Source organism: Streptomyces sp. PsTaAH-124, from assembly GCF_000373685.1.
Taxonomy (GTDB): domain Bacteria; phylum Actinomycetota; class Actinomycetes; order Streptomycetales; family Streptomycetaceae; genus Streptomyces; species Streptomyces andamanensis.
This window is the reverse complement of record NZ_KB892158.1, coordinates 226525-243854: the sequence shown is the minus strand read 5'-3', so window position 1 is coordinate 243854 and position 17330 is coordinate 226525. Positions and strand designations below refer to the sequence as shown.

The 17330-nt window shown below is 69.3% G+C and carries 15 protein-coding genes, 1 tRNA gene, 1 pseudogene and 1 other annotated feature; of the genes and pseudogenes, 4 read left to right on the top strand and 13 right to left on the bottom strand.

Translation table 11 applies throughout. The annotated features are described in order from the left end of the window. Nucleotides 1-151: 151 nt before the first annotated feature. The 5 genes from B086_RS44435 to B086_RS0103175 form a co-directional block, all read right to left on the bottom strand. Nucleotides 152-505, bottom strand: coding sequence for a hypothetical protein (locus B086_RS44435; RefSeq protein WP_158690344.1), 354 nt, complete (start codon nt 503-505; stop codon nt 152-154). 514 nt (nt 506-1019) lie between these two features. Next, nucleotides 1020-1199, bottom strand: a complete 180-nt coding sequence (locus B086_RS0103195) for a hypothetical protein (RefSeq protein ID WP_018564969.1) — start codon at nt 1197-1199, stop codon at nt 1020-1022. 175 nt (nt 1200-1374) lie between these two features. After that, nucleotides 1375-1629, bottom strand: coding sequence for a hypothetical protein (locus B086_RS0103190; RefSeq protein WP_158690343.1), 255 nt, complete (start codon nt 1627-1629; stop codon nt 1375-1377). Nucleotides 1630-1663: 34 nt separating this feature from the next. Continuing rightward, nucleotides 1664-2188, bottom strand: a complete 525-nt coding sequence (locus B086_RS0103185) for a hypothetical protein (protein WP_018564967.1) — start codon at nt 2186-2188, stop codon at nt 1664-1666. A 597-nt stretch (nt 2189-2785) separates the two neighbouring features. Further along, nucleotides 2786-2890, bottom strand: a sequence feature (16S ribosomal RNA rRNA prediction is too short). A 2266-nt stretch (nt 2891-5156) separates the two neighbouring features. Next, nucleotides 5157-5256: transfer RNA gene (locus tag B086_RS0103175), tRNA-OTHER, on the bottom strand. A 675-nt stretch (nt 5257-5931) separates the two neighbouring features. Between B086_RS0103175 and B086_RS0103165 the strand changes: the two genes are divergently transcribed. Beyond that, nucleotides 5932-6747, top strand: a complete 816-nt coding sequence (locus B086_RS0103165) for a helix-turn-helix domain-containing protein (RefSeq protein ID WP_018564965.1) — start codon at nt 5932-5934, stop codon at nt 6745-6747. Next, on the top strand, nt 6747-6944 hold the full coding sequence (locus tag B086_RS0103160) for a DUF397 domain-containing protein (protein WP_018564964.1): 198 nt from the start codon (nt 6747-6749) through the stop codon (nt 6942-6944). Before B086_RS0103165 ends, B086_RS0103160 begins: the two co-directional genes overlap by 1 nt. Before the next feature lie 383 nt (nt 6945-7327). Here the strand turns inward: B086_RS0103160 and leuE are convergent. Both leuE and B086_RS0103150 read right to left on the bottom strand, forming a co-directional pair. After that, a pseudogene (leuE, locus tag B086_RS39000) lies at nt 7328-7768 on the bottom strand (leucine efflux protein LeuE); the annotation flags it as partial. A 75-nt stretch (nt 7769-7843) separates the two neighbouring features. After that, on the bottom strand, nt 7844-9424 hold the full coding sequence (locus tag B086_RS0103150; protein ID WP_018564962.1) for an acyl-CoA mutase large subunit family protein: 1581 nt from the start codon (nt 9422-9424) through the stop codon (nt 7844-7846). A 154-nt stretch (nt 9425-9578) separates the two neighbouring features. Between B086_RS0103150 and B086_RS0103145 the strand changes: the two genes are divergently transcribed. After that, the gene (locus B086_RS0103145) at nt 9579-10574 is read left to right on the top strand and encodes a L,D-transpeptidase family protein (RefSeq protein WP_018564961.1); all 996 of its coding nucleotides are present in this window, start codon (nt 9579-9581) and stop codon (nt 10572-10574) included. A 202-nt stretch (nt 10575-10776) separates the two neighbouring features. Here B086_RS0103145 and B086_RS38995 read toward each other — a convergent pair whose 3' ends face one another. The 6 genes from B086_RS38995 to B086_RS0103115 form a co-directional block, all read right to left on the bottom strand. Further along, nucleotides 10777-11994 carry a hypothetical protein gene (locus B086_RS38995; protein WP_018564960.1) on the bottom strand — a complete coding sequence of 406 codons (1218 nt, stop codon included), beginning with the start codon at nt 11992-11994 and terminating at the stop codon, nt 10777-10779. Further along, nucleotides 11994-12656 (bottom strand): RNA polymerase sigma factor, encoded by a 663-nt coding sequence (locus tag B086_RS0103135; RefSeq protein WP_018564959.1) that lies wholly within the window; start codon nt 12654-12656, stop codon nt 11994-11996. Before B086_RS0103135 ends, B086_RS38995 begins: the two co-directional genes overlap by 1 nt. A 318-nt stretch (nt 12657-12974) precedes the next feature. Beyond that, nucleotides 12975-13223, bottom strand: coding sequence for a hypothetical protein (locus B086_RS38990; protein WP_018564958.1), 249 nt, complete (start codon nt 13221-13223; stop codon nt 12975-12977). A gap of 77 nt (nt 13224-13300) precedes the next feature. Continuing rightward, complete coding sequence (locus B086_RS0103125) at nt 13301-13921, bottom strand: RNA polymerase sigma factor (RefSeq protein WP_018564957.1); 621 nt, start codon at nt 13919-13921, stop codon at nt 13301-13303. Nucleotides 13922-14064: 143 nt separating this feature from the next. Continuing rightward, entirely contained in the window at nt 14065-14673 is a 609-nt protein-coding gene (locus B086_RS0103120) for a hypothetical protein (RefSeq protein WP_018564956.1), read from the bottom strand. A 222-nt stretch (nt 14674-14895) separates the two neighbouring features. Beyond that, the gene (locus B086_RS0103115; protein WP_018564955.1) at nt 14896-16470 is read right to left on the bottom strand and encodes a beta-N-acetylhexosaminidase; all 1575 of its coding nucleotides are present in this window, start codon (nt 16468-16470) and stop codon (nt 14896-14898) included. 258 nt (nt 16471-16728) lie between these two features. Here B086_RS0103115 and B086_RS42415 point away from each other — a divergent pair, with 258 nt between their 5' ends. Further along, the gene (locus B086_RS42415) at nt 16729-17295 is read left to right on the top strand and encodes a 2-oxo-4-hydroxy-4-carboxy-5-ureidoimidazoline decarboxylase (protein WP_420712528.1); all 567 of its coding nucleotides are present in this window, start codon (nt 16729-16731) and stop codon (nt 17293-17295) included. Nucleotides 17296-17330 lie beyond the last annotated feature (35 nt).

Sequence of the window (17330 nt, the reverse complement as noted above, 5' to 3'; positions counted from 1 at the left end):
GGTAGGCAGCTCAGCGGCACCCTTGGCGAGCCTGTGCGCCGTCCCCACATCCTCCGCCCACGCCTTCATTGAACTCATTGCTCCCCTTCCCCGACCGGCTAGCTGCCGAGCAATGGGGGCCGCCTAACGGCGGTCCCCAAAGCTCACCCCTCTAGGCAAGTCTTTCGGGAACCCAGTTCCAGCCCCATTCATCGGAAAAGAACGCTGCCAGACTCACGGGATCCGTCGTCCAACCGCACCCTTGAACCGCATGCACACCGAGTGTGGCCCCCACAAAGGAGTCAAGGACTGCGCTCGCCAGGGATTCCCCCGGCATAGGGTCAAGGCTTTTCCCGGCCCATCGACCGTATTCCTTGCTCGTTTCCAGGTCACTGAGAACGATGAGGGCACCCTTTTCGTTGGCACGCCAGTAGACGTGCACCTTCAGCTCAAGGGGCTCCCCGATGATTCCGACCGCAAGGTGTGTGGCGTTTTCCTCGGTAAGGGTATCGCGGGTCACCTGCATCCCTCCGTGCATCCCTGAACCTGTGCCAATGGAGTAATGGTGGCGAACATCTTTTTTATGTGTCTCGCAATCAGACCCTTGCGGGTGCAGTCCCGACAGTGCGCCACTTTCACAAACCCGTCATCCGTCTGGACGTTAGCGGTACCGCCGCAGCTCACGCACTGATGCTTGCGAATGTTCAAAGCCATCCTTGTGCCGCCCTACTTGACTTCCATGGACAGCACCCGGTTTACGTGAATGTCTTCATGCAACCGCATATCGGTACGTGCGGCGATCCGGTCACCAATGCCCATCACGCGTCCCGTAACAACCACCTCCCCATCAAGGAAAGAGATGCACAGGTCATCGCCCGGGTACAGTCCTCGGAACGCCGCTCTGATTGTCTTGAGAGTGAGCCTCATTCTTGCCCTCCCCTTGAAAGTCCCTGAGCTTGCCTCTAGAGACTCACTGCGAACCCCGTGAGTGGTCGCCGCCCGTAAACGGGTGACCTTCTCACGGGCCTCACAGTCAAGCGCTAGCGGCACGGACGGCCGAAACCATCAACTCCGTCGTTGCACACCCCGTCCATGAATCCATCGTTGAACGCGTCCACCGTGACTCGGAAAACGCGGGTCTCTTCGTGGTGGTGCATGATGCCGAACACCACGAGTCCGGTGATGAGCGCGCTCACGAGTGCGATGAAGAAAGTACGCATATTCTTAGGCTCCCTTGATCTTGACTACGCTCGTTGCCACGGTCACCGCGACGATGACCAGAATTGCCAATCTTGCGAGCATTTCCGTTGCCCCCTGACGGCCGTTCGGCAGGGGAAAGAGCCATCCACAGCGTTCCCCCATGCCTTTGTCTTGCGCCTTACTCCGTCTCGTCTGTCAGTGACCCGAAACCCAAGAGGTCAGTTCCTTGACGTGGAAACGGAAGTGATTCTGTCCGGCCTTGTTGAGCCAAACGGGCTGCTTACGCAGCTTGTATGCCCCAGTGATCTCCAGGCTTGTGTGCACGGGAAGCCGCGCATCAAGGGGGTGCTGCAAAACCCACTTGACCGCCATGGAGGGGCCCGAGGCCTTGACGTTGACCCGAGCAAGGAAAGCCCTACGCGTCCGGTAGTCGTAACCGGAGACGTTCACGCGGTAGATACTCGTCTGCGGCGCGTCCCACATATCACCGGCTCCCTTCACGAGACTTGATCCACGGGCAGGTAGGGGAGAACGGGACCACTTCCCCGCATTTGTAGAGCGGGTGCTTGCGACTCGTGATACGCACAAACACTTCTCGCGCCGTTCCGGCACGGCGGGTTTCCTTGACGATCCCCAAGACGTCCCCCATCACGGACTCATAACGCACCTTTTGGTCCTTGTGCCACTTCCACATTGCCCATTCCTCACGGAACTCGTTCATGCCCGCGTCACCCTCCCACTTACGGGTGAGGCCTGAGCAAACGTGGTAGATGTGCTCACGCATTCCTTTGGCCACGTCCTCCCACTTCTTACCTCGGTAGTCGGACGGGATGTTGACGCGCTGATGTTCCCGCCATCCCGAATCCGGGTTTTCGTGGTCGTCCCTCACGTTCACCAAAATGTGATCCTCCTTGTACATCCAAATCACGTTGTACATGCGGCGACCGGACATGACGAGCAAATAGGATTCACCGTCACGAGTGGCGTACATACCCGGTATGACCTTCACTTGCATGCTCCTTCGCTCTGACGGATCGGTGTAACCGTTACCTGGTAGCCGTTCACGGTGGCGGTACCTGACTTGTATATGTCCGCCACGCACACCGTTACTTGCCCCTGAAAGGCTATGCAGCTAGCAAAGCCCCGAATGTTCAGGACCACATTCCCGAAGGACCTGACGGTCACGTGATGCTCATAGCCCCCCTCTACTTCCTTGAAGCACACGTCAAACGTGTCCCATGCCATGTAGGCGAAGTAGAAGGAGAACACGGGAGGCTGAAATGTTGCCTGCATTACCCCTCATGTGGTCGTACGGCCCTTACGGGCCCCGTTAAGCGCCTTGACGACACTCCCCTAGACAGACAGGGACTCAGACGCTTAGGGACTAGCCCACATGGCCGTGAGTATCAGTCACTGCCCATGCCGTAGTCCGGCCCTGTCGTGTTGTCCTGTCTGCCGTAGGCAATGCGTAATGCGGTCGCAGTATCCAGGCGTTCAACACTCGTGCATCGTTGATTGCCTTTCGGGCTGCTCATCAAGCGTTCAGCGCTCTTGCATTGCTGATTGCGTGGCATAGGAGCTACACCGGACATTGAAGATGCCGGTGGGGCGGACGCCCTCTCAGGCCGCCTACTCGTCGTCGCCTTGGTGGGCCGTTACCCCACCAACAAGCTGCTAAGCCGCACGCCCTTTCGGTACGCACGTGTTACTCATTGGCTCCCGTTGTGCTGCGGTGGGTACCGACCCCCGCCCGGTCCCCTCAGATCAGCGCTAAGGGACGCTCCGGCCTATCGGCTATCCGGTCTCCGGCACCGGACCCGTTCGCGCCTCACAGGGGCTGTCAGGGCCATTACTGGCCCTGATGTAGGTGTGTCGCATAGTCCCGACACTGGAAGACTCCCGTTTCCGGCCGAGTCACCATGCCCCGTGAGTAGGGAATGTGCTGCGGTTCACGCAATCACTCTGGGCATTTGGCACGCTGTTGAGTTATCAAGGAACGTAGTTCCGGCATTACCCGCCGCATTCACGTCCGGTTCACTGCCGCTCTTTCACTCCACCTATTTCATGACTCCCGCCCTGCCCCCGTCTTCGCTGAAGCCCTTTTCCGCTCGCCCCTCAGGGGCCGGTACTCGGGGCCGCTCCGGTTCGGCGCGGTTGGTGTTGCGCTTCCAATTAGGGGTTGTGTTGTGGTGATGCGCAAGTCTCGCCCCGCATGGTGGGTATTGAAGACGCGCACACGAGGACTGGGCACATAAGTGCAGGTCAGAGGCCCTTTTCCGTCAGCCTCTCCATGTCCGGAACAATGCATCACCACAACACAACCTGTGACCTGGCCGTTATGGCTCTGTGATATTTATAAAGGGCATGCATCCCATACCGGACATGGAAATAGAACGTGTTCCTGCTTGGCAGACGCGGTGTCAACTGCCGCTACACCACCTACGTCCACATCCTCTAGAGCTACTGAACAACCAATCAGTAGCCCCTATATGGCCTTGTATGTCGGATAGTGCGCCTATCCCTGCCGCTCTACTGACTCAGAAGTCCGCGCCTACCGACCGACTGAGCGGCAGGCCCCTGCCTCTGCGCCCGTTCTGTTTCTGTCGGCAGGGCCGACACCCTCGGCACACACGGCCTGTCACAGGCACTCGAATGAGCCTGATCTATGCAGCATTACGGACGCATTATTAATGTTCGGGCAGATCACAAATCAATAACAACAATGCAGCACTCTTGCTGCACATATACGGGGGTAATATAACGCGAATACGTCACGGAGAACCGCAGGAGCGTGTTCCTTCCACGATGTACGGGTTTCGTTATTTTCACAAAGGCGCAAGCCTCTGTGTGGCCCTGTGAGCCTCTGGGGCTGCCCGACCTTCCCGGAGCCACCTGGGATCGCTCACAGGCCCCTCCAGCCCCCTTTACGGGCCTCTTCGTCCACGCATGTCCGCCCAGATCGGACAGGCGATCTATGCAGCAAGCCTGTTGCATCATTATTATTGTTCGACGCGTCACACCGCTGTCCGGAGCTGGCCAAGAGGACACGTACGTTATTTGTGAGGGGGGTTTGGTATACCCCCCTACTGTTCAGTCTAAATCCCACTCGGGGGGGAACCTGCCTTGCTCTTTGTAGCGGGCCCATATGTCTGCCGCCTTGATCTTCAAAGCCATGGTTTTAACGTCAACTAGGTCCCACCTACACCTTCCTGGATGATTTTGGTAGGCAGTGCAGGTATCGCCGCCTTCAGGCTCAGCCTTTCCACACGGTTCCGAGACCATTAACCACTGGTTCGCTGCGTCCCAGCATAGGAACGCCTCCTCGTCCTGTGTCGAGGAGTCCCGCAGAAAAGCACAGTGGAACTCATGCCCATCGTTATCGAGTGCGCACTGAAGGTCGCCACAATGCGCCCACGATGTACGGTCATCGACCGGACTCGGAACCATTTCAGCAGCGGACAGAGTGAATTCACTTGGGATGGCGGATGCCAAACAACGAAACACTATGGCTCCCCTTTGGATACAGGAAGGCCCCGGCCACCCAACGGGGGATATGGGCGACCGGGGCCGAATCAGGGACCGCTAAGGCCGTACCGCGTTCGTACCACCGCAGATGGGGCACAGGTCAAGCCGAGGCGTAAGAGGCATCATCTGTTGCCGGGGATGATTCCGGCATCGGCGGCGGCCCCCTGCCTGGTTGCTCCTATACTCCTCTTCTTCCAGTTCCTTTTGGGTGCGAATGCGGTTGTACGTCTTAGCGGTCACGGTGTGCTCCTCTCAGGAGCCGGGCGGAGGTGTCGGCGGGTCGTCCTCGGGCGGTGGCACGGTGGGTTCGAAATCCTCGTCCGTCCCAGGACTGTTGTGCAACTCCATGCTGATCCTCATTTTCCCTCCCCTCAAGCTGTCTGCCGACCTTCGACCAAGGTCGGTCACTGACTTGACTAGCCGCAGTCGCAGACCACCTACTCCCACGGCGGTGCCTCTGGCGGGACTCGAACCCGCGACATCCACCCGCTACCCGGTGCTTCCCCACGAGGCGGGCGCTAAGTGGCGCTCTACCGTCTGAGCTACAGAGGCGTGGTGCCCTCGTCCGGGCTTGGACCGGAAACCCGACTCACGCGGCCGTAGATAATTAGCGGAGCCTGATGTTCGAGGGCCTGCTAGCCCACTCGTAAAGTCCCCCCCTGAGGATCGCTCACTTAGGGACTGCTAGCAGATGTGGTGCCTGCACCCAAGACCGGTTTTCAGCGCGGGGGGCGAACCGATACATCGGTCTTGGGTGCAGGGATCTATGGGCCCGCGCCCCAATATGGAGCCGAGGCCAAATCCCATTGTCAGGGTGACTCCCAGAACGAGCGTGGCGCCTAAGGCGCTCTTACGGGCTCTTCGAGGAGGCTTCAACACGGGTGTGTACTCCTGTGGTTCGTCAGAGCCACTTTCGCGCTCAGCAGCTCGTCTTGGGTCGGGGGACGAACGTCCTTCAGGCTTGCTTCCCATTCCCGGCCGCCCCCCAGAGGCCTGATCCAACAGGTGCTACCCGCCTTGTCCATGACCTCCCCGACCCGCTTCCTGCGGGTGTCTATGGCGGGCTCACGGATACCGGGGGTGACATTTTGGGGAGTGGTTTCGGGCATGGGGGGGCCTCTCGGAAGGGTGGTTGCCCTGCTGACCTCTAGTTCAACGCACCGGGCGTACGCTTTCCAAGTGGTTCCAGGGTTACAAAGCGTTTGTAACGTCAGGGGGTTGGAAGAGATGGACTCAGCGAGCCAGCAGCCGCAGGATGCGGCCGGGTACTTGGGCTCTGAGGTCAAGGCCTGCCGCGAGCACGTGGCCATGACGCAGCAGTTCCTTGCCACTGCCACGGGGTACGTCAGGAGCTACGTATCTCGCGTGGAGGGGGGAAGCCTGCTTGCTAGTGAAGACTTCGTGCGGGCCTGTGACCGAGCCTTCGCTACGTCAGGGCACTTGACCCGGTTGCGGCAGCGCCTCAGCGACGGCGGGCATCCCGGTTGGTTCGTCCCCTACCTGAAGCTGGAGAAGGCAGCTACGAAGATCCTTGACTACTCGAACGCTTTGATCATGGGCATGCTCCAGACTCCGGAGTACGCAACCGCCGTCTTTCGAGCCGTCCGGCCTCGGGAGTCCCACGAGGAAACTAGGCAACGGGTCGAATCCCGCATGCGGCGTTACGACGTGATGAGTCGCGCTAACCCTCCCCTCCTCTGGGTGATCCTGCACGAGGCCTGCCTCAGGACAGTGGTGGGTAACCCTGCGGTCATGCGGGGCCAGATGGCCCGCCTACTGACGGAAGCAGAGTCCCCGCACATCACAATCCAGGTTCACGCCTTCTCGGCGGGTGCACCTGCTTCGAGTTTGCCGTTTACTCTGATCTCACAGGACGACCAGCCGACTATTCTTTACGGGGAGACCCGGGGAGTCGGCCACGTCAACGACAGCGCGACTGCCGTAGAAGCAGGCAAGGTCACGTACGACCGGCTCAGGGCGGCTGCCCTGTCCCCTGCGCTCTCTGTGACCATGATCAAAGAGTTGATGAAGGGCTATAGCTGATGAGCACCACGCATACCTGGGTCAAGTCGACGTACAGCGGCGGCGAAGGCGGGCAGTGCCTTGAGTGGCAGCCGTCCGCCGTCGCTTCCGGCGCGGTCCCTGTCCGGGACAGTAAGGACCCTCTGGCCGGAACGCTGGCCGTCCGCCCGGCGGCCTGGTCCTCGTTCGTCTTGTTCGCACAGGACCACTCCGTCTGACACACTCGACACACGAACGCCCCTCCCGTACATCCACCGGGAGGGGCGTTCTGCTGCATCCAGGGCCCTCACGGGGCCCTCCAGGTCCGCCGGGGCTCCGCACGCCTCTCAGGCGCTCTCAAGGCCCTTCAGGGTCCTCTGAGGGCTGGCGGTCCGGACAGTCACAGTGATGGGCCGCCGTCGCTTCCTGGAAGGTGCGCTAACAAGGGCGGAAAAGGGTGTGCCCACGGTGGGCTCCTCGCGCCCCGCCCGAGGCTGGTTGGGGAGGCCCATGGACTCTAGGGCCCGCTGTTGGTCCTGCGGGCTCATGCTGGCGAACCGGGACACCGCTTGGACAAGTTCAGACACCACAAACTCCCAGGTCAGACACGTTTTGATCCTGTAACTTTGTTGACGAAGAAGGCCACGAAGAACAGGATCGCCTTCGGGTTGAACAGACTGACGACCAGGGCCCGGCGGAAGGGCCGCTCGTCGGCAGGGCCGCCCGCGTCCGGACCGGCCGCGGCGGTGCGCTCGCGCCGGGTGCGCCACATGGCCCAGGCGGCGCGCAGCATCCCGATCGCCAGCCAGGTGAGGTATCCGGCGCCCGCGTACTTCACGATCCCGAACAGCAGGGCGTTCCCCTTGAGCAGGGAGGCGACCCCCGCCGCCGACAGGGTCATCAGCACGGTGTCCCCGCACCAGACGCCCGCCGCCGCGGTGTACCCGGAGCGGACGCCGCGCCGGGCGGCCACCGACAGCACATAGAGCGAGTTGGGCCCGGGGAGCAGCACGATGAGGACGAGGCCCGCCAGATAGGTGGGGAGATCGATGACGCCGAACATGGCTGGAGTGTCGCACGGCAGTACGACACTCCGGGAGATGTCCCGAGGGACGAGACGGGCGGCCCCGGCCCCCGCTCAGTACGCGTCCGGCGGCCGGTGGCTCCCCCACACCTCGCGCAGCGCGCCGCACACCTCGCCCACCGTGGCGCGCTCCCGCAGCGCCTCCTTCATGGGCGGCAGGACGTTGTCGTCGCCCTCCGCCGCCCGCTTCAGCGCGGTCAGGGCGGTGTCCACGGCCGACTGGTCGCGGGCGGCGCGGAGCGCGGCGAGACGCCGCGTCTGCCGGGTCTCGACGGCGGGGTCGACGCGCAACGGCTCGTACGGTTCCTCCGCGTCGAGCCGGAAGCGGTTGACGCCGACGACGACCCGCTCCCCGGAGTCGGTCTCCCGCGCGATGCGGTACGCGTTCTGCTCGATCTCGCCCTTCTGGAAGCCGCGTTCGATCGCGGCGACCGCCCCGCCCAGTTCCTCGACCCGGTCCATCAGGAGCCGGGCGGCCGCCTCGATGCCGTCGGTCATCCGCTCGACGGCGTAGGACCCGGCGAAGGGGTCGACGGTCGCGGTCACATCGGTCTCGTACGCCAGGACCTGCTGCGTCCGCAGCGCCAGCCGCGCGGAGGTGTCCGTGGGCAGCGCGAGGGCCTCGTCGAAGGCGTTGGTGTGCAGCGACTGCGTGCCGCCGAGGACGGCCGCCAGACCCTGCACGGCCACCCGGACGAGGTTGACCTCGGGCTGCTGCGCGGTCAGCGCCACCCCCGCCGTCTGCGTGTGGAACCGCAGCATCCACGACTTCGGGTCCCGCGCGCCGAAGCCCTCCCGCATCACGCGCGCCCAGATCCGGCGCGCGGCACGGAACTTGGCGACCTCCTCCAGGAGCGTCGTGCGGGCCACGAAGAAGAAGGACAGGCGGGGCGCGAAGTCGTCCACGTCCATGCCCGCCGCGATCGCCGTGCGCACGTACGCGATGCCGTCCGCCAGCGTGAACGCGATCTCCTGCGCGGGCGAGGCCCCCGCCTCCGCCATGTGGTAGCCCGAGATCGAGATGGTGTTCCACCGCGGCAGCTCCGCCCGGCAGTACCGGAAGACGTCCGCGGTCAGCCGCAGCGACGGCTCGGGCGGGAAGATGTACGTGCCCCGCGCGATGTACTCCTTGAGCACGTCGTTCTGGACCGTCCCCGTCAGCTTCTCCGCCGCCACCCCCTGCTCCTCCGCGACCAGTTGGTACATCAGGAGCAGCGGCGCCGCCGGTGCGTTGATCGTCATCGACGTCGACACCCGGTCCAGCGGGATCCCGTCGAAGAGCACCCGCATGTCCTCCACCGAGTCGACCGCCACCCCCACCCGGCCCACCTCTCCCCGCGCGAGGGGGGCGTCCGAGTCGTGGCCCATCTGCGTGGGCAGGTCGAACGCCACCGACAGGCCCGTCGTACCGTGCGCGATCAACCGCCGGTAGCGGGCGTTGGACTCGGCGGCGGTGCCGAACCCGGCGTACTGCCGCATCGTCCAGGGGCGGCCCGTGTACATCGACGGGTACACGCCCCGCGTGAACGGGTATCCGCCCGGCTCCCCCAGCTCGGCCGCCGGGTCCCATCCCGCCAGCGCGTCCGGGCCGTACACCGGCTCGATGGGCAGACCCGACTCCGACTCGCGTGCCATGGCGTGCCTCCGTGCGCTCCGTTTCCTTCCGTTCCCCTGTTTCCCACCTTGCGCCGTGGTTCGCCACCGGGCGCGGGTGGAAAGACTGTCCGGTGGAGTGCCGCGGCCCACGGCGGCGGGCACCGCACACACCGGGGAGACAGCGGGGGGCCGTATGCGCAGCGGGGGCATCAGGAAGGCGGCGGCGGGTGTGGCCGCGGCCGGGGCGCTGGCCGGGGTGTTCGGCTGCACACCGGCCGAGCAGGGGTCCGGCGCGGGCGCGGACGGACAGCACCGCTCTCCCGTGCACATCGAGGTCCCGTCCGCCCGGCCCGCCGACGGCGGCGCGGGCGGCAAGGACAGCCAGGAGGGCAAGGGGGCCCACCGGAGCGGCGGCGGCAGCGGCGGGAAGGCCCGCGCGTCCGACGGCGGGCCCCGGGCCACGGCCGGTTCCACCGGGTCCACGGGCGCCACCGCATCGGCTGGGTCGGCGGGTTCCGGCGGGAGGACGCGGCCGGTGCCCGCCCCGCGGACCGACGCCCCCGTGCTGTGGTCGCGCGGCGACAGCGGCCTCGCCGTACGGAGGCTCCAGGCGCGGCTGCGCCAGGTCGGCTGGCTCGCCGAGGGTCCCACCGGGACGTACGGCGACGCCACGGAGCAGGCCGTGCGCGGCTTCCAGGGCAAGCGGGGACTGCCGGTCACCGGCCGCTCCGACACCGTCACCTGGCAGCGGCTGCGGGCGATGACGCACGAGCCGGGGCAGTGGGAGCTGTATCTGATGGGCGGCCAGCCGGCCGGGGCACCGGACGCGCGCTGTCTGACCGGCCGGGTGCTGTGCATCGACAAGACGACCAGGACACTGCGCTGGATGATCGACGGGCGGACGGTGTCGACGATGGCGGTGCGGTTCGGCACCGAGGCCACGCCCACCCGGGACGGTGTGTTCAAGGTCTACTGGAAGTCACGCCACCATGTGTCGACGATCTACCACTCCCCCATGCCGTACGCGATGTTCTTCAGCGGCGGGCAGGCGGTGCACTACTCGTCGGACTTCGCGGCCCGGGGCTACGCCGGCGGTTCGCACGGCTGCGTCAACGTACGGGACGAGGCCGCCATCGCGCAGTTGTTCGCCCAGGTGAAGGAGGGCGACAAGGTCGTCGTGCACTGGTGAGGCGGCCCCAGGGGATTCGTGGCGCGGGCGGGACCGGGGGAACGTGCCCCGCCCGCGCCGATGCACGAGCCGCGGGTACGGGGGGAACCCCGGCTCTGTGCGAGGGCCGATGACCAGTCGGCCTTACTCACTACTGCGCCGGGGCGGTCAAAAACGTCACACCCTGCGGGGAGAATTTTTACCGCATCGGTGAAACCGCTGGTCAGCGCGTTGCGAGCGGGGAAGCCGAGGCGGACGGTGCTGTCTCGCCCAGGGGCCGCGCCGTGGTGGTCGGGCGGGTCACGACGTCACGGCGCGGCTGATCGCCGCCCGGGTGGCCGCCGGGACGGCCGCTGCCGGGGTGACCGCCGTGCGGGATCCCGCCGCCGGGGCGGCCGCCGGTGCCCTCGGCGTGACCGCCGTCGTCGTCACCGCCGCGCCCCTGGTGACCGCCCGAGCCGCCTTTCCCGCCGCTTCCCCCCTTGCCCCCTCTACCCCCTTTGCCGCCCTCGCCCTCATTGCCCTGGCCGCCGCCCTTGGCTCCGGTGCCGCCGTCGCCGTTGCCGTCCCGGCCGCCCTGCCCGGTGCCGCGGCCCTCGGCCGCCTTCAGCACACCCTTGCAGTACGTCCAGGCCCGCGCCGGACCGCCGGCCGCCCCGTCCAGCACGTGCCGTCGGCCGGTGTCCAGGGACTTGCCGTCCCGCAGGTCGCGGCAGGCGGCGAACAGCCGGCCCCAGCGTCCGCCCGAGCGGCCCCGGTCGTCGTCGTGCCCGGCGGCGGAGCCCTGTGCGGTGCCGTCGTCGGTGTCCTCGGCGCCGCCCGTGGCGGAACCGGCCGGGGCGCCGGGCGTGGCCGGTCCGTGGGGCTGCCCCGGCCCGACGGCGGTGGCGCCGGTGCCGGTGCCGGACGGCGAGGACGTGGGGCGGGCGGGGGCGGCCGGTGCGGGGGCGGACGCGGCGGGCGCGGGTTCGTCGCCGCCGAACGGGGTCGGCAGCACCCCGGTCGTGGCCGCCGCGACCCCGCCGAGCGCGCCCGCGGCCAGGGTGGCGGTCAGCGCCAGCCGGACAGGGCGGCCCAGGCGCGGGCCGGGGCGCCGGGGGCGCCCGGTGCGGGCGCCGTGCCCCGGGGCGGCTCCGTGCGCGGCGATCCGGACGAGTCCGGCGTCGGTGGCCGACGGCCCGGCGGGCGCGACGGATTCCGCGGCGGCGGCCGCCCGTTCGGCGCGGACCTTGCGGAAGGCGGCCAGGGCGGCGGCCTCGCCGGGCAGCTCGGCGGGTGCCTGGGCGGGGTGGACGACGGATTCCGCGGCGAGCGCGTCCAGGGCGCGGGCGAGGCGTTCGGACTGGTCACGGACGGTAACGTCGACGGTGTCCAGCGGCTCCCCGCGGAGCAGGCGCTCCGCGCTGTCACTGTCCAGCCATCGGTACTGCTCGTCGGCCATCACATGTCCTTCTGCGTCCGGGCGCGCGTATGCGTCACACCGGCGGACGTCACCGCGCGTCCCCGCGGTTCTCTCGGGGGCGGCATCGCGCCGAGCACGCCGACGGATTCCGCATCGCCGCCGAGCAGTTCGGCGAGCCGTCTGAGACCGCGGTGCGCGGCGGTGCGGACGGCGCCCGGCCGCTTGCCGAGCGTCTCGGCGGCGGTCTTGGCGTCCAGGCCCACCACCACGCGCAGCACCACCGCCTCGGCCTGGTCCTGGGGGAGCTGGGCGATCAGGGCCAGGGCGCTGCCGGTGGTGAGGGACTCGATGGCCTCGTCCGCGGTGTCGGACTCGGCGGCCCGTCCGGTGAGTTCCGTTTCGTCGCCGCCTATGGCGGGGCGGCGGCCCCGCATACGGATGTGGTCGAGCGCGCGGTTGCGGGCGATCCGGGCGGCCCAGCCGCGGAACCGGTCGGCGTCCCCGCTGAACCGCTCCAGGTCGCGCGCGATCTGGAGCCAGGACTCGGACGCCACGTCCTCGGCGTCGGGTTCACCGACCAGTGTGCGCAGATATCCGAGCAGGCGCGGGTGCACGGCGCGGTACACAGTCCGGAACGCGGTCTCGTCCCCGGTCTGCGCCGCAAGCACCGCGGCGGTCAGCTCCGCGTCGTCCCCCAGCACCCCGTGGTTCCTCGCTAGATCGAGCAGGATCGTCGCGGCAACGAGGCCGTCGAACTGTGCGGTGATCATGCATCTTCCGCGCCCGGCGCGAAAGGCACGTTACGGCCTGAAACCGCCTGTCGTCCACGACCGTACAACGTGCAACCAATTCCTCCGAGAGCGAGGTGTGACAGAAAACGCACTCATGGCGCTGTAGGGAGTACGGGCCGCCGCGCGGCCCGTGCCGCGCGACGGCCGGGGTCTCTCCTGTGGGGGGTGGCGGCCCCGGCCGTTGCCTCGGCGCAGCGGGCCGGGAACCCGGTCCGAACTCCCTCTTCGTCAGCGGCGACGCGGTCGCCAGTCGTCGCGGCGCCGGGTCCTGGCCGGGCGCCGGACCCCTTGTTCCCAGGTCGCCCGGAAGGCGGCGAGCGCGCGCCGCTCGGCCTCGGCGCCGTCCGCCGGCCGCGCGCGCAGGGCGGCGGCGAGCAGGGTCTCGGGAGGCGTACCGGCGGGGCCGGGCGGACCCGCCGCGCCGGGGCCGCCGCGTCCACGATGGCCGAAACCGCTCTCGCTCCGCTGTTCGCCCATGTCCGGGTCCGTCCGTCCTGTCCGGGTCCGCCGGGCGGACCCACCGCACGGCCGTCCGCGCGGTCCGCCGGTGCCGTTCACTCCGACTCCCCCAGCGGCCGCGGGCCGTCCGCCGTCACACCCGGCGCCCCGAGCCGGGCGGCGAGACGTTTCAGCCCGCGGTGGGCGGCGGTGCGCACGGCCCCGGGCCGCTTGCCGAGGACGCGGGCGGCGGCGGGGCCGTCGAGGCCGACGACGACCCGCAGCAGTACGGCCTCCGCCTGGTCGCGGGGCAGGGAGCGCACCAGGTCGAGGGCCCACTGGGTGGAGAGCGACTCCAGCGCCTGCTCGTGGGTGTCCTGCGGGGCGATGAGGGCCTCCGCGTCGGCGTCCTCCAGGGCCGTCGACCGGGGGCGTGCCCGGCGGCGGCGCAGGTGGTCCAGGGCGCGGTGGCGGGCGATGGTCGCCGTCCAGCCCCGGAATCCGGCCCCGTCGCCCTGGAACCGGCCCAGGTCCCGGGCGATCTCCAGCCAGGCGTCGGAGGCCACGTCCTCGGCCTCCGCGCCGACGATCCCGCGCAGATAGCCGAGCAGGCCGGGCTGCACGATCCGGTACGCGACCGCGAACGCGCTCTCGTCGCCCTGCTGGGCCCGCGCGACCGCCGCGCCCAGTTCCCCGTCGGTCGCCCGCGCGCGACGGGGCTCCCCTGCCTGGCCCAACACTGTCCCCGTAAGTGGCGAGTGCGAAGCGGGCCCGGCCGGGCCCGCCGTGTCACAGGACGGGCCGTGCCGTACGGCCCATGGTCATCAGCGCCGGACCCCGCGGAAGTGTCACAGCCCGGCCGCCGGGCGGCCCGGCCGGGTCAGCCGCGGCCGCGGGCCCGGCGCGAGAGGGCCGCCCGCAGCACCCGGCGCCCCTCCGTGGCCACGTCCCGGGCCCCGCGCAGCCCGGCGGCACCGTGTCCGGCGAGGAGTTCCAGGACGGTGATCTGGCGGCGCAGCTCGGCCGCGACCAGCGGGGACAGTCCCTGGAGGCGGGCGCCGTCCGGGCCGGGCGCCCGCCGCACGGCGTCCAGGTCCCGCGGACCGGCCGGGTCCGGCGCGCTGTCCTCGGGCCGGTCGAGGAGCCGGTGGATCCGCAGCGAGGCCACCGAGCAGGCGTCGGCCCACTCCCGTACGGCGGCCCCGGCGGCGCGGCCCGCCGGGGCCTCGTCCAGCATGCGGCGGGCCAGCAGCGCCGCCTCGTCCCCGGGGGCGGCGGGCGCCGCGGCGGCGAGGGCGGTACGGGCCCGTTCCAGCGGGCGGCCCCAGTCGCCGCCCTCGTCCGTGAGCGCTCCCCACAGCGGGCGCAGCACGTCGTCGGCCTCGGTGTCGGCGCCGCCCAGCAGCGGGACGCACCGATCCAAACAGGCCAGCCCGCTGGCGGCGAGGCCGCGTTCGTCCGCCCGCACGATCAGTTCCACCAGGCTCATCCACGCCTCCCCCCGGCAGGGCCCCACCCCCTGCGCCAGGCCGCACCGTCCGGTGTCACGGGCGGCCGTCCGCAGTGTCACACGCCCCTCACCCGCCGTCGAGAGCCGGTGCGGAACAAAAGATTTCGGCCATACTCCCGGACGCGGCGCCCGACGGTCCGCCGGATACGCGGCGGGGGCGCGGCGGGTGCGCGGCGGGTGCGCGGCGGGTGCGCGGCGGGCTCAGCCCAGCCGGTCCGCCAGGGCCCTGAACTCCGTCCAGGACAGGGCGGGCCGCGCCGGGTCCCAGAGCTTCTGCGCGGTGGCCCGCAGCGGCATACGGATCCCGGCGGCCACCTGCTGCGGGGTCTGCGAGGAGGCCAGGTCGCACCAGACGGCGAAGACACCGCCGAGGATCTGGGAGTCGTAGCGGGCGGGCACGGCCTCGGTGCCGCGCAGCACGCGCGGTGTCCACTGCTCGTAGATCCGCTGCCCGGTCGGGTAGACGAAGGTCTGCGGCTGGCCGAGGACGTAGTACAGGAACTCGTCGTTGTAGTTGATCACCCGGCGCCCGGCGGCCAGGTACTCGGCCGGCTGCCGCGCCCCCAGCTCCTTGCCGGTCCAGTAGGCGACCTCGACGGTGCCGGACGGCCGCACCGAACTGCTGCGGTAGAAGCCGTCGTTCCAGGCGCGCACGGTCCGGCCGCGGGCGCGGACGGCGGCGGCGCGGTCGTTCAGCCAGCCGGTCGTCAGGTCGGCGACATTGCCGCCCGCGCCGTAGGCCCGGCGCGCGGCGGCGGCCAGCTGCGGGTAGGTCGCCTCGGGGCTGCGCACGGTCAGCGCCTGGTACTCGTCGCCGCCCAGGTTCCACAGGCCGCCGGGGAAGAGGTCCGCGAACTCGCCGAGCAGGTCGTCCACGATCCGGGCCGCGCCGTCCTGCGAGATGTCGATCGCGCCCTTGGTCACCGTGCCCTGCGCGGTGCGCAGCCGCAGCTCCGGGTGGGCGGCGAGCACCGCGCCCAGATGGCCGGGCGAGTCGATCTCGGGCACGACCGTGATGTGCCGGCTCGCGGCGAGGGCGACGAGCTGCCGGACCTGCGCCTTGGTGAGGTGGTCCGGGGAGACGATCTCCGGGTGCGTGTCGGACTGGATGCGGAAGGACTGGTCGTCGGAGAAGTGCAGGCCCAGCTCGTTGTACTTCAGGTCGCCCAGCTCCCGTATGCGGTCCGCGATCCAGTCCGCCGGGAACGGCTTGCGCGCGATGTCCAGCATGAAGCCGCGCCGCGGCTTGGCGGGCGCGTCCGCCACGACGCCCTCCGGGGCGGTGCCGCCCGCGTGCACCTCCTGCTTCAGGGTCCGGGTGCCGTAGAAGACGCCCGCGTCGCCCGGCCCGCTGACGGTGACGCGCCCCTCGCGCACGGTCATCGTGTACGACTCCGGGTTGCCGTCCGTGCCGCCGCCCAGCTCCAGGCGCACGTCGCCCGTCCGGACGTCGTCGCGCTCGCCCGCGTACGCCAGTCCCAGCTCACCGGCGATCAGCCGGCCCTCGTCGGCCAGGGACGGGGCGCCGATCACCACCCGCTCGCCGCGCGCCGGACGCCAGCCCGGACCGCGGGCCGCGGTGTGCGAGCGGACCGCCGGGATGGTGCGCGGTGCCTGCGAGAGGGGATAGGTCCGGGCCGGGCTGGGCGCGGCCGGGCCCGGGGAGGAGGCGCCGGGCGTGGCGCGCGCCGCGCCCGCCGGGCCGTCGCCGCCGCCCGAGGCCCACACGCCGAGGCCGGCGCCGAGGCCGACCGTGACGGCGAACGCCCCGCCCACCAAGACCCACCGGCGCCGCGGCGCGGGGGCCGCGGCACGTCGCCGCCTGTGCTGACTCACCCGGCCAACCTACGGGTCCGGGCCGCTCCGCAGGTCCACACACGGCGCCCAAACTCTCCCGTCCGGGTGAATTCCGGGCAGCGGCCGGACACATCCGGGCCGCTGCCGATAACGTGACCGCACGACTCACGGCAGTACCTGCCGACTCATCCGGAACGCCCGTCACCCGGGCGCCCGTTCCCACGCCGAGGACCCACGCTGCGCGCGCAGACCCTGGAGCAGTTCAACACCGCCCCGCCCGACGAGGCCCGCCGCACCCTCCTGGCCTGCCTGCGCAGCCCGCGCTGGGCCCACCGTGTCACCGCCCACCGCCCCTATCCCGATCTGCCCGCCCTGCTGGCGGCGGCGGACGAGGCGGCCTACGACCTGGGTCCGGCCGATCTGGCGGAGGCCCTGGCGGCGGAGCCGCTGCCCGTCCTGCCCGAGGGCATATACCTGGCCGCCTCCACCGCGCTGAGCGCCGCCTACGCGGCCTACGACGCCAGATTCGGACACAAGTTCGTCATCTGCCTGGACGACGCCGCTCCCGGGGAGGCCCTGAACCGGGTGCTGGCGGCGATCCGGTCACGATTGACCAACGATCCCGAGGAGGAACGGATCACCGCCGCGGACGAACTGCGGCGCCTGGCCCGGGGGCGGCTGCTGCGCGCCGCCCGGGGCCCCGCGGCGGCGCCCGCCGGGGCCGCGCCGGTGCCCGGCCAGCCCCCGCACGGCCGCGCCCGGCAGTCCGCGCACCACCCGTCGCCCGTGGCCGCTCCGCACTGAGCCGTCCGTGCCCCTTTGCGTGCCAGTTTGATCAC

What these genes read in the sequence shown, in the direction of transcription:
- B086_RS38990 (WP_018564958.1), bottom strand. Translation starts at nt 13,223, where the DNA reads ATGGGCGAACAGCGGAGCGAGAGCGGTTTCGGCCATCGTGGACGCGGC.
- B086_RS0103160 (WP_018564964.1), top strand. Translation starts at nt 6,747, where the DNA reads ATGAGCACCACGCATACCTGGGTCAAGTCGACGTACAGCGGCGGCGAA.
- B086_RS0103195 (WP_018564969.1), bottom strand. Translation starts at nt 1,199, where the DNA reads ATGCGTACTTTCTTCATCGCACTCGTGAGCGCGCTCATCACCGGACTC.
- B086_RS0103165 (WP_018564965.1), top strand. Translation starts at nt 5,932, where the DNA reads ATGGACTCAGCGAGCCAGCAGCCGCAGGATGCGGCCGGGTACTTGGGC.
- B086_RS0103145 (WP_018564961.1), top strand. Translation starts at nt 9,579, where the DNA reads ATGCGCAGCGGGGGCATCAGGAAGGCGGCGGCGGGTGTGGCCGCGGCC.
- B086_RS44435 (WP_158690344.1), bottom strand. Translation starts at nt 505, where the DNA reads ATGCAGGTGACCCGCGATACCCTTACCGAGGAAAACGCCACACACCTT.
- B086_RS38995 (WP_018564960.1), bottom strand. Translation starts at nt 11,994, where the DNA reads ATGGCCGACGAGCAGTACCGATGGCTGGACAGTGACAGCGCGGAGCGC.
- B086_RS0103120 (WP_018564956.1), bottom strand. Translation starts at nt 14,673, where the DNA reads ATGAGCCTGGTGGAACTGATCGTGCGGGCGGACGAACGCGGCCTCGCC.
- B086_RS0103150 (WP_018564962.1), bottom strand. Translation starts at nt 9,424, where the DNA reads ATGGCACGCGAGTCGGAGTCGGGTCTGCCCATCGAGCCGGTGTACGGC.